The following is an 11,798-nucleotide window of genomic DNA, read 5'->3' on the forward strand; positions in this document are numbered from 1 at the left end:
GTTCTACGTATCCTTCATGGCGGGAGTACCGCCCGATTGCCCACCAGTCTGCTGGCGCAGCCCGGCAAGCCTTGCCGCTTCCTCTACAACACGGGTTCTGAGTCCACCAGCGGCAAGCGCGGCGTGTATCGCACGTTCGCGCCCGAAAGCCAAACCGATTTCCCCAGCCGAAAGACAGCCGATGAAGCCCTTTTCGCCATCCGGCGCATGAAGCTTCGTCTTGCCGCGTTCCGACCCGTCGCTTGCCTGGATCAGCGTCGCCGCCGTGCCCTTGGCAAGCCAGTCCTTCACCTTCTCGTAGCCCATCACCGCATCGCCCGCCTTGCGCGCCATGCTCAGCAATTCGACCACCCGCGCCGCCTGCAACCGCTCGACCAGATCGGCCAGCCCTTCGGGCAGCTTCACCGGCTGGCGCAGCGCGCGGGAGAACAGGTTCTTCTTCGCCGCCTTCTCCAGCGCCTCGCGGTCGGCCGAGACATAGACCCCCCGGCCCGGCAGGCGGCCCAGGATGTCCGGGACCAGCTGCCCGTCAGGGCCCAGGCAAAAGCGGATCAGCCCCGCCTTCGGCTGGCTTTCCCCGGTCGCAATGCACTTGCGTTCCGGATCGATCCTGTCCTTTTCCCGGCCGCCGCGCGTCATGGCGCGAAACCCCGAGGCCTGAGATCAGGCCTCGGTCTCCTCGTCTTCGTCGGCGGACTCTTCCTCGGGCTCCTCAAGCTCGGTCGGGTCGACCCAGCCCAGCATGACGCGGGCGGTCATGATCAGGGTCTGCGCCTCGTCCAGCGACATGTCGAACTTCTCGAGCACGCCCTCGTCCTTCTTGCGCTGGCCGTTTTCCGTGGTCCAGCCGCCCGCCAGTTCCCAGTCGGCGCAGGTGGCGAAGTCTTCCAGCGTCTTGATGCCGTCCTTGGCCAGGGCCTCCAGCATCTGCGGCGTCAGGCCGTCGAAGTTGATCAGGCTGTCCTCGACCCCCATGGCGCGGGCATTTTCCATCGCCTTGGCATTGGCCGCTTCCAGATAGTCGCGGGCGCGGGCCTGAAGTTCGGCCGCGGTGCCTTCGTCGAAGCCGTCGATGGACAGAAGTTCGTCCTCCTCGACATAGGCGACTTCTTCCAGGTTGGTGAAGCCCTCGGCAACCAGAAGCTGCGCCATCATCTCGTCCACGTCCAGCGTGTCCATGAAAAGCTTGGTGCGCTCGGCGAACTCGGCCTGGCGGCGGGCCGATTCCTCGGCCTCGGTCATGATGTCGATATCCAGGCCGGTCAGCTGGCTGGCCAGGCGCACGTTCTGGCCACGGCGGCCGATGGCAAGCGAGAGCTGCTCATCCGGCACCACGACCTCGATCTTCCCGGCTTCCTCGTCGAACACGACCTTCGAGACCTCGGCCGGTTGCAGCGCGTTCACCAGGAAGGTGGCGGTGTCCTGGTTCCACGGGATGATGTCGATCTTCTCGCCCTGAAGCTCGTTCACCACGGCCTGCACGCGGCTGCCGCGCATGCCGACGCAGGCGCCGACCGGGTCGATGGAGTTGTCATAGCTGATCACGGCGATCTTGGCGCGGCTGCCAGGATCGCGGGCGACGGCCTTGATCTCGATGATGCCGTCATAGATTTCCGGCACTTCCATCTTGAAGAGTTCCGCCATGAACTGCGGGTCGGTGCGCGACAGGAAGACCTGCGGCCCGCGCGGCTCGCGGCGCACGTCCTTGATGTAGCAGCGGATGCGGTCGCCGATGCGATAGGCCTCGCGGCCGATCTTCTCGTTCCGGCGCAGGATGCCTTCGCCCCGGCCGATGTCGACGATGACGTTGCCGTATTCCTCGCGCTTGACGGCGCCGTTGATGATGGTGCCCTTGCGGTCCTTGAATTCCTCGAACTGGCGGTCACGCTCGGCCTCGCGGACCTTCTGCAGGATGACCTGCTTGGCCGATTGCGCGGCGATGCGGCCCAGATCGACCGGCGGAACCTCGTCCACGATCTCGTCGCCCACCTGCGGATCGGCAAGGTAGGACTTGGCCTGCTTCACGGTCAGCTGGGCGTGGTGGTTTTCCACCGCCTCATCCTCGACCACGGTGCGGACGCGGGAAAAGCTGGCGCGGCCGGTCTTGCGGTCGATCTTGACGCGGATGTCCATCTCGGCGCCGTAGCGCGACTTGGCGGCGCGGGCGAGGCTGTCCTCCATCGCCTGGATCACCAGATCCGGGTCGATCATCTTTTCGCGCGCCACGGCTTCGGCGGTCTGCAGAAGCTCCAGCTGGTTGGCCGAGGTGATTGCCATGGGTGTTTACTCCCTAGTGTTTCGTCTCGGGGGCGGGCTCGTCATCCTCATCCCCGTCAGTCTCTTCGATCTCGTCGAACTGGCCTTCGGTGGGCTCGGCCACCTTCTTCTGGCGCAGCATCTCGGTGATCAGCTCATCGGTCAGGATCAGCTTGGCGTCGGAGAGCCAGTCGAACTGCAGCCCGATGGTGACCTCCTCGCCGCCCTCCTCGATGGTGATCAGCACCTCGTCGCCCTCGACCCCCGCCAGGTCGCCCTTGAAGCGGCGGCGGCCGTCGATCAGTTCGGTCGTCTCGATCCGGGCTTCCCAGCCCTTCCACATCTCGAAATCCTTCAGCCGGGTCAGCGGCCGGTCGATCCCGGGCGAGGAGACCTCGAGGACATAGTTGTCCTCCAGCGGATCTTCCACGTCCAGCACGGCGGAAACGGCGGTCGAGATGTCGCCGCATTCGTCCACGCCGATGCCGCCATCGGGGCGGTCGGCCATGATCTGCAGCACGCGCGTCTTGCCGCCCATCAGCCGCAGGCGGATGAGTTCAAACCCCAGCCCCTCGATCACCGGGCCGACGATGTCGGCCAGGCGGCGGTCGATGGCGGTTTTCGCGACGAGATCGGTCATCCGGATTCCAGAAACAAAAAAGCGGACCAGGCGGCCCGCTGCGTCTTTCGGTAGCTTCGGGTGTGGACCCCGAAACCGCTGTTGAAGGCCATATACGCCCCCGGGCCCGAGTCTGCAAGGCCCGATGCAACCGGGCGGTGGATCGGGCGTTACGGTCCAGTCCGTTCACTTGTTCGCCCAGCGCCACGGGTCCGATTGCCCCGGTCGAACCAAGCTGCAATAGTCGGGCAAAGACCGGAGGAGGGACCAGCGCGCATGTCTGCCGGAAGGACGACGCTTTTGCCAGGTGCTCTCGCCGCGCTGGCGGGTCTGTGGCTGGCGATTCCCGCGCTGGCGCTGGACCGGGTGGCCCTGGGCGTCGCGGGCGGAGACGAGGACCTGACCGATGCCGTCCGCGCCGCCTCGCATCTGGTGGTGCTGACGAAGGATGCCGAGCCGCAGGACGTGCTGGCCGCCGCAAGGGCGGATTACGCCGCGATCCTTTCCGCGCTTTATGCCAAGGGCCATTACTCGGGCGTCATCGCCATCCGCATCGACGGGCGCGAGGCGGCGAACATCCCGGCGCTGGAGGTTCCGGCGACGGTCCACCGCGTCGAGATCGCGGTCGATCCCGGCCCGCCCTTCCGCTTCGGCCGGATGGCGCTGGGGCCGCGCGCGCCACGGACCGAACTGCCAGAGGCTTTCCGCCCCGGCGCCCTGGCGGAAAGCGGCGTGGTGACCGAGGCCGCGGAAGGGGCGGTCAGCGCCTGGCGCGAGGTGGGCCATGCCAAGGCCAGCCTGGCCTCCGAGGAGGTGGTGGCCGATCATGCCGCCGCCCGTCTGGACGTGGCGCTGGGGCTGGAGCCGGGACCGCGCCTGCGCTTCGGCCCGCTGAAGGTCGAGGGCGAACGGCGGATGCGCGAGGCGCGGATCCGCAAGATCGCCGGCCTGCCCGAGGGCGAGACCTTCAGCGAAACCGAATTGCGCCGGGCCGAGACGCGGCTGCGGCGGACGGGCATCTTCGCCTCGGCCAACCTGGTCGAGGACGAGACGATCACCGCGCCGGACCTTCTGGGCATCACGGCGCAACTGGTGGAACAGAAACCCCGCCGCTACTCGCTGGGGGCCGAGGTCGCGAGCCTGGACGGCGTCTCGCTGACCGGCTCCTGGCTCCATCGCAACCTCATGGGCGGGGGCGAGAGGCTGCTGGTCGAGGGCGAGGTCACCAACATCGGCTCGGGCGAGAGCGGGGTGGACTATGCGCTTGGCGTCTCGCTGGACCGGCCGGCGACGCTGACACCGGACACGACGGCGGGGCTATTGCTGAACTACAGCCACCTGGACGAGGTGGACTATTACGCCGACACGGTGGAGTTTGGCCTGAACTTCTCGCATATCTTCTCGGACACGCTGACCGGCAAGGCGGGGCTGACCTATTCGTATCAGGACGGCCACGATCCGGGGGGCGACTTCACCTTCCGCAACCTCTCGCTGCCCGTGGGGCTGATCTGGGACCGGCGCGACGACAAGACGGATGCGACGCGCGGCTTCTATATCGACGCGACGCTGAAACCCTTCCTCGGCTTCGGCACCACCGGCTCGGGCGTCCGCGCCACCATGGACGCGCGCGGCTATCGCAGCCTTGGCGAGGCGGGGCGCTTCGTCATTGCCGCGCGGGCGCAGGCCGGGGGGATCTGGGGACCGACGCTGCTGGGGACCCCGCGCGACCAGCTGTTCTTCTCGGGCGGCGGCGGGACGGTGCGGGGGCAACCCTACCGCTCGCTCGGGATCGCGGTGACGCGGGGCTTCGGACCCCAGTTCCTGATCGGCGGCCAGTTCTTCGCCGCCGGGTCGCTGGAGCTTCGCGCCAAGGTTACCGAACGGATCGGCGTGGTCGGCTTCGTCGATGCCGGCAGCGTGGGGCTGGACGGGCTGTTCAGCGGCGACGCCGAGTCACATGCCGGCGCGGGGCTGGGCCTGCGCTATGACACCGGGATCGGGCCGATCCGGCTGGACGTGGCGGCGCCGATCTCGGGCAATACCGGCGACGGGGTGCAGGTCTATATCGGCCTCGGGCAGGCGTTCTGATGCTGCGCCGCGCCCTGCTGATCGCCTGCCTTGCCACTCCGGCCCTCGCGCAGGAGGATGACCGGGGTTTTCTGACTGCCTTCCTAGAGGACAACCTGTCCGACGCCGGGCGGCAGGTGACGATCACCGGCTTTGAAGGCGCGCTATCCTCGCGCGCGACGATCCAGTCGCTTTCCATCGCCGACGATGCGGGCGTCTGGCTGACGCTGAACGATGTGGTGCTGGACTGGAGCCGGTCGTCGCTGCTGTCGGGGGCCCTGGTGGTCTCCGAGCTTTCAGCGGGCGAAATCCTGGTGGCGCGGCTTCCCGATACCGGCGAGGCCGGCGCCCCCAGCCCCGAGGCGCGCGGCTTCCGCCTGCCGGACCTGCCGGTCTCGGTCGAGATCGGAAAGATCGCGGCCGAGAGAATCGCGCTGGATGAAAGCGTGTTGGGTCAGTCGGTCGAGGGCAGCCTTTCGGCCTCGGCCAGGCTGGCAGAAGGCAACGGGGAAGCGGACCTCGTGCTGTTGCGCGAGGGCGGGGGGCCGGAGGGCGAAATCCGGCTGGACGCGAGTTTCACCAATGAAACCGGGCAGTTGACCATCGACCTCGGCGCGCGTGAGGGTCCGGGCGGGCTGATCGTCTCGGCCCTGAACATCCCCGACGCCCCGGCGGCCGAGCTGGAGCTTGTCGGCTCGGGCCCGCTGGAGGATTTCGGCGCGCGGCTGCGGCTGGCGACGGATGGCGAGGAACGGCTGGCGGGGACGATCACCCTCGCGGCGGCGGATCCAGGGGCCTACCGCCTGCGGGCGGATGTGGCGGGGAACCTCGCCCCGCTGCTGCTGCCGCAATATGTGGATTTCTTCGGCGATCGCGTGGCGCTGGCGCTGGACGCCACCCGCTCGGCCTTCGGCGGGCTGCAAGTCGATGCCTTCGACCTGAAGGCCCGGTCGCTTGCCTTGCAGGGGCAGGCACGGCTGGCCTCGGACGGGCTGGTGGAAATGCTGGACGTGACCGGCACCCTGGCCTCGCCCGAGGGGGACAAGGTGTTGCTGCCGTTCGGCGCGCTGCCGACCCGGCTGGACCGGGCCAGCTTCCGGCTGGCGGCGGAAAGCGGGGACGGTGCCGGCTGGCGCGGCGCGATCACGCTGCAGGGGCTGGAGCGGACCGACCTGCGGCTGGGCGAGGCGCGGCTGGAGGGCTCGGGCCGGATCGGGCGGACCCCGGCGGGCAAGACGCTGGGCGGCACGCTGTCGCTGGCGCTGCGCGATCTCGCGCCCTCGGACCCCGGGCTTTCGGCGGCGCTGGGGCCGGGCCTGACCGGCAGTCTGAAATTCCACGCGCTGCAGGGCGGCGACCTGAACCTCTCCAACCTGACCCTGACGGGTGAGGATTATGCCCTGCTGGGCCAGCTGGCCGTCGGCGGGCTGGACGGCGGGCTGCGGACGCAGGGGCGGATCACCGTCACGGCACGGGATCTGTCGCGCTTCTCGACCTTGGTGGGACGCGCGCTCGGCGGCAGCGGGACGATCCGGGCCGAGGGCTTCGTCGGCCTGCTGTCGGGGATGATCGACGGTCAGGTCGATGTCGAGGCGCAGGGCCTCAGCCTTGGCATCCCGGCGCTGGACCGGCTGTTGGCGGGGCAATCCAGCGCCAGCGCCTCGGTCCTGCGGGACGAGACCGGCACCCGGCTGCGCCAGCTGGCCCTGACCGCGCGCAGTCTGGTGCTGACCGCCTCGGGCACGGTCGCGACCGCCGGGTCGGACCTGACCGGGCGGTTGGACTTTGCCGATCTGGGCGATCTGGGCAACGGATTCGGCGGCGGTGTCGGGCTTGAGGTGACGTTCAAGGGCACGCCGGAAGCGGGCGCGCTGACGGCCGAGGGCGAGGGCCGGGGAATCCGGCTGGGCAACCCGGAGGCCGACCGCCTGCTGGCCGGGACCAGCCATCTGGCGCTGGCGGCGCAATTGCGGGACGGGCGGCTGCTGATCGACCGGGCCAGCCTGGCGAACCCGCAACTGGACGTCCTGGCCAGCGCAGAGGGGGACAGCATCCCCCGGCGGCTGAACCTGACCGGACGGCTGGCCAATGTCGGACTCCTGCTGCCGGATTTCCAGGGGCCGGTGACGCTGGACGGCCTGGCAAGCCAGGACGAGACCGGGACCGAGCTGTCCGCCGCGCTGCGCGGGCCGGGCGGTATCGACGCGCGGATCGCCGGGCGGGTCGCGGCGGGGTTCGCCTCGGGCGATCTGAGCATCACCGGCACCGGGCGGGCAGGGCTGGCGAATGTGTTCCTCTCGCCCCGGGCGGTGGACGGGGCCCTGTCCTATGACCTGCGGCTGAACGGGCCGTTCCGGCTGGCCTCGGTTTCGGGAAGCGTGACGCTTGCGGACGGCCGGGCCACCGATCCGGGGCTGGGCCTCGCGCTGGAGAATGTGCAGGCCATGGCGCGGCTGGACGGGGGGCAGGCGCAGGTCTCGCTGACCGGGCGGCCTTCGACCGGGGGGCAACTGCGGCTGGACGGGCCGGTGGGACTGACGGCTCCGTTCCCGGCAGACCTGTCGGTGGCGCTGGTGGGGGTGCGGCTCTACGACCCCGAGCTTTACGACGCGGTGCTGGACGGCGCGGTGACGATCGACGGCCCGCTGGCCGGGGGCGCGCTGATCGCCGGGCGGCTGGACCTGCGCGAGGCCGAGCTGCGGGTGCCGTCAAGCGGCTTCTCCTCGGCCGCGGCGCTGATGGCGTTGCAGCACCGCAACGAACCCGCCGCCGTGCGCGACACAAGGCGCAAGGCCGGGCTTCTGGACGAAGGCGGCGCGGGGCCGGGTGGCAGCGCGGAGCGGGCGTTCCGGCTGGACCTGCTGATCGCGGCGCCGAACCAGATCTTCCTGCGCGGCCGGGGGATCGACGCGGAACTGGGCGGCGAGATCCGGCTGGGCGGCACCACGGCGGCGGTCATCCCCTCGGGCGCGTTCGAACTGGTGCGGGGCCGGATCGACATCCTGGGCAAGCGCCTGGTCCTGTCACGCGCGGATCTGGAACTGGAGGGCAGTTTCATCCCGACGATCCACATTTCCGCCAGCAGCGAGAATGACGGGATCATCAGCTATGTGAACGTGGACGGCCCGGCGGATGATCCGGTGGTCAGCTTCACCTCGACCCCCGACCTGCCGCAGGAGGAGGTGCTGTCGCAACTGCTGTTCGGGCGCGGATTGCAGCACCTGTCACCCCTGCAGGCGCTGCAACTGGCGAACGCCGTGGCGACCCTCGCCGGGCGCGGGGGCGAGGGGCTGGTGAACAAGCTGCGGCAGGGGTTCGGGCTGGATGACCTGGACATCACGACCTCGGACGATGGTTCGGCGGCGCTGCGGGCGGGGAAATACCTGTCCGAGAACGTCTATACCGAGGTGGAGGTCGGCCAGGGCGGCACCAGCCGGATCAACCTGAACCTCGACCTGCGCGAGGGCGTGACGCTGAAGGCCCGCGTCGGGGCCGAGGGCGAGACCGGCGTCGGCATCTTCCTGGAGCGGGACTACTGAAACGAAAACAGCCCGCCGGTGCGGCGGGCTGTTCTGGGATCGAATCCGGGGAACCGTCAGCCCCCGTCTTCCTCATCATCATCATTGCCGCAGAGCGCGACGCAGAGGATGATCGGGATCAGCAGCAGCGGCAGGATGCCGGCCGAGGAGCCGGGCCGTTCCTCGACCACGGGAACCTCTTCCTCGACGATGACGACGGGGCCACCGGCAAAGGCCGCCGACGCAAGCAGAGAAGACGCGAGAACACCAGTTACAAGTTTCTTCATTCGAACCTCCAGGGTTGGACTTGGACTTGCACCGGACCAGCCTATCACCAACCCGTGTTCCGGCAACCGGAACGACACCATTTGCAGGTGCAAGGCCCAATGAAGGTTAAGAAATCCGGCGTGAAACCCGATTCCGTTGCATCAAGGATACAGCCCCGGCATTCGACGGGTCCGAATCAATCAACCACGCGCTCAAGGTCGATGTAGCCGGTCAGTCCGCTGACCCATTGCCGCGACTTGCGGACGGTTGCGCCCTCCAGCCAGAACTCGTTGGTGATCTTGCCCTGCGGACGGGTGCATTCCTCGGTCACGCGGGTGGTGGCATGGGCGCGGCCGAAGATCGTGACGCTTTCGCCGCCCCTGACCTGGACCGTGCAGTCATAGGTCCGCGTCGTGGTCCGGTCGTCCGCCCCGAGGAAGTAGTAGACCCGCTGGTGCGTCCCGCCGTTCTGGCGCAACTGCCCAAGGCTGGGGGCGCGGGCGGACATCAGGTCGGGACCAAGGCCGCGCGTCTGGATCAGCACGCCGTCGCGCAGGCTGAAGGTGGTGCCGTCGGTGGTGGTCCAGGTCACGACCGGACCTTTCCTGTCGCTGATCGTGACCAGCGCATCCGCCCCACGCGATGGGATCACCGCGCGCAGGATCGGCATGCCGTATTTCTCGATCTCGGCCCGGCTGGGCGGGGCGGGGGCCTTGGCCTCTCCTCCCGCGCGGCGGGCGGTCACGCGCGAGAGCGTGGCCTTGGCCAGCGTGCCGACCGCCGCACCCATGGGCGAAGGTTCGGATTTCTCGCTGCCGCAGGCGGCCAGCAGGGCGAGGACGGCAAGGGCGGCGGTCAGCCGGGACATCGCGCTCACCGCCAGACCCTCCCCCAGTCGGGATCGAGCGACTGGGTGTGGTATTCGCGGATCGACTCGTAAAGCCGCCCGTCCACATCCACCCGCGCGCCGCCGTCGCCGGTATCGGTCCGCAGGGTGGCGCCGAAGGTCTGCCGGGTCTCGGTGCCCATGGCCCAGGTCATCGGGATGGTGAAGCGGATGCCCTTGTCAAAGCCGCCGTCGCCGAATTCCTCGGTGCTGACGTCGGTCACGGTGGCGAATGCGCCGACGCGCCAGCCGTTGGCAAAGACGCGGTCCAGCGAAACCGTGGCGCCCAGGTCGCCGGCCAGGTACTTGCCGACGTCCAGCTGGCCCAGATAGCCGTTGCCGAAGTCGTAATAGGCCGAGAGATGGCCGGTCACCACGTCATAGTCGTATTCGTCGAAACCGAACCCGCCGTCGGTATCGCGCTGCCTGGTATAGTTGACCTCGGCCCCCAGCGCGAAGCGGCTGTCCACCGGCTTCCACAGCACCTCGCCCGAGATGCCTGCATGCATCCGCTCAAGGTAGCCCAGCGTCACGCGCGAATAGATGTCGGTCGCCGGGCGGGCATACCAGGCCAGCGTCAGCTGCTCGAGTCCCGGATCGGCGTATTTGCTGTAGCGCGAATTGTCGGTGCGGACATGCGGCAGGGTCGAGTCGGAATAGGCGCCGTCGCGATCCACGTTGCCGAGCACGCGCTTGTAGATCGCTCCGCTCAGCACCAGGCCGGGGCGGATGTCATAGCTGGCCGCCAGCCGCAGGCCGACGTCGCCCTTCAGCGGCTCGCTCAGCTTCAGCGCGGGCTTCAGGCTCCAGCGGAATTTCGGATAAAGGCCGTCGTCGCCCACCGCATTGGCCGGAAGCGGCCCGGCATCGGTGATCGTCACCCGCTGCCGCAGGAGCGAACCGTTGTCGGCGGCATATTCCAGCTGCTCGAGGTCGAAGCGGCGGATGGTGACCTTGGACGCCCCCATGCCGTTGACGACCGGCACGATCTCGAAGGTCTCGACCGAGGTGGGCATGACATGGCTGAGGGCGCGGGCGGTGCGGCCGATGGCCTGCGCCCCGGCGTCGATCCGGTTCGAGCGGATGCGGATCTGCGCCGTGGTCGCGGTATAGGACAGGTTCTCGATCGCGATCCCGTCGCTTGCCAGCCGCTTGGCCAGGTTCTTGCGCAGAAGCGGCCCGGCATCGGCCTGCGTAATCCAGCCGCCGTCATAGGCCTCGGGGTCGGCGGAACGTGCGGGGCGGGCCTTCACCGGATCCGGCGCGGCCCCCATCACCCCGCCGGTGGCGCGGGTCTTGGGGTCCAGGATCAGGTGGAAGGCAAAGGCCACCTCGGTGCCGTACAGCGAATACAGGCCATAGCGCATGTTCGGGCCGCGCTGGTATTCGAAGCCGAAGTTGAACGGGCTGTCGCGCTCGATCAGGCCCCGCCCCTCTTCAAGTGCATAGTCGTCCGACGAATATTCGGCCTTGAAGGTCCACTGGTCGCTGATCTTGTATTCCACGCCGGCGAAGGGCGCGGCCTCGCCCCGGAACCACTGGTCGACGTTCGGGGTGCCCCAGTCGCTTTCCGGCAGCGCGGGGCGGTCGCCGAAGGGCGCGCCGATCCCGCCGTAGCTACCCATCCGGCCCCAGCCGAGGCCCGCCGTCACCTTCAGCCGCTCGCCGAAATTCTTGGTCGCGGCCAGGTATTCCGAGGAGAAGTTCCCCTCGCCGGTGAAATCCTGCAGGCCGATGGTCAGGGCCGGGAGATAGGCCCCTTCCTTCAGGATCTGGTAACGCAGGTCGAAGCTGCGGTCCTCGAACTTGTCGTCGCCGGCGATGATCGTGTCCCAGTCGCGCCAGACCTGGAACCGGAACGAGGCCGAGAGCCGCTCGGTGATCTGGAAACTGATGGAGGAGCGGGTGACCGGCCCGATCAGCGCGGTCGAGAAGGTGAAGCGCGCGTCCTCCTGCGCCTCGCCCGAGGGCATGTCGATCAGCCCCGTCGCCCCGTTCAGGTTCAGCGATTTCGGCATCTCCGCTGCGGCGGGCAGGCCGGAAAGGGCGGTGCCAAGGGCGAGAAGGGCAAGAAGGCGCGTCTGCGGCATGGTTTCCACGTTTCCCGGAATACCGCGCCAGTCTATGCGAAGTTCGGCAGGGCAGGGCAAGACCTAACCGCCGCCGCCCGAATCAAAGGCCCGGT

The 11,798-nt window shown here is 68.6% G+C and carries 8 protein-coding genes; 2 read left to right on the forward strand and 6 right to left on the reverse strand.

All coding sequences use genetic code 11. The features are described 5' to 3' along the window. Positions 1–3: 3 nt before the first annotated feature. From ACE3UA_RS04340 to rimP, 3 genes are read right to left on the reverse strand one after another with little or no spacing between them, the layout of a single operon-like run. A complete protein-coding gene (locus ACE3UA_RS04340; protein ID WP_374642895.1) occupies positions 4–639 on the reverse strand; it encodes an RNA-binding protein in 636 nt (211 codons plus the stop codon). A 24-nt stretch (positions 640–663) separates the two neighbouring features. Then, a complete protein-coding gene (nusA, locus tag ACE3UA_RS04345; protein WP_374642897.1) occupies positions 664–2,277 on the reverse strand; it encodes a transcription termination factor NusA in 1,614 nt (537 codons plus the stop codon). A gap of 13 nt (positions 2,278–2,290) precedes the next feature. Next, positions 2,291–2,896 (reverse strand): ribosome maturation factor RimP, encoded by a 606-nt coding sequence (gene rimP, locus ACE3UA_RS04350; RefSeq protein WP_374642899.1) that lies wholly within the window; start codon positions 2,894–2,896, stop codon positions 2,291–2,293. Positions 2,897–3,151: 255 nt separating this feature from the next. Here rimP and ACE3UA_RS04355 point away from each other — a divergent pair, with 255 nt between their 5' ends. Beyond that, the gene (locus ACE3UA_RS04355) at positions 3,152–4,963 is read left to right on the forward strand and encodes an autotransporter assembly complex family protein (protein WP_374642901.1); all 1,812 of its coding nucleotides are present in this window, start codon (positions 3,152–3,154) and stop codon (positions 4,961–4,963) included. Next, positions 4,963–8,481: a translocation/assembly module TamB domain-containing protein gene (locus ACE3UA_RS04360; protein ID WP_374642903.1), complete on the forward strand. Its 3,519-nt coding sequence runs from the start codon at positions 4,963–4,965 to the stop codon at positions 8,479–8,481. The genes ACE3UA_RS04355 and ACE3UA_RS04360 overlap by 1 nt, the downstream gene beginning before the upstream one ends. 56 nt (positions 8,482–8,537) lie before the next feature. Here ACE3UA_RS04360 and ACE3UA_RS04365 read toward each other — a convergent pair whose 3' ends face one another. From ACE3UA_RS04365 to ACE3UA_RS04375, 3 genes are all read right to left on the reverse strand, one after another. Further along, complete coding sequence (locus ACE3UA_RS04365) at positions 8,538–8,747, reverse strand: hypothetical protein (protein ID WP_374642905.1); 210 nt, start codon at positions 8,745–8,747, stop codon at positions 8,538–8,540. Positions 8,748–8,923: 176 nt separating this feature from the next. After that, complete coding sequence (locus ACE3UA_RS04370; RefSeq protein ID WP_374643223.1) at positions 8,924–9,595, reverse strand: YjbF family lipoprotein; 672 nt, start codon at positions 9,593–9,595, stop codon at positions 8,924–8,926. Positions 9,596–9,600: 5 nt separating this feature from the next. Further along, a complete protein-coding gene (locus tag ACE3UA_RS04375; protein WP_374642907.1) occupies positions 9,601–11,703 on the reverse strand; it encodes a YjbH domain-containing protein in 2,103 nt (700 codons plus the stop codon). Positions 11,704–11,798 lie beyond the last annotated feature (95 nt).

The sequence above is a fragment of the Tabrizicola sp. genome (assembly GCF_041919135.1).
Classification (GTDB): domain Bacteria; phylum Pseudomonadota; class Alphaproteobacteria; order Rhodobacterales; family Rhodobacteraceae; genus Tabrizicola.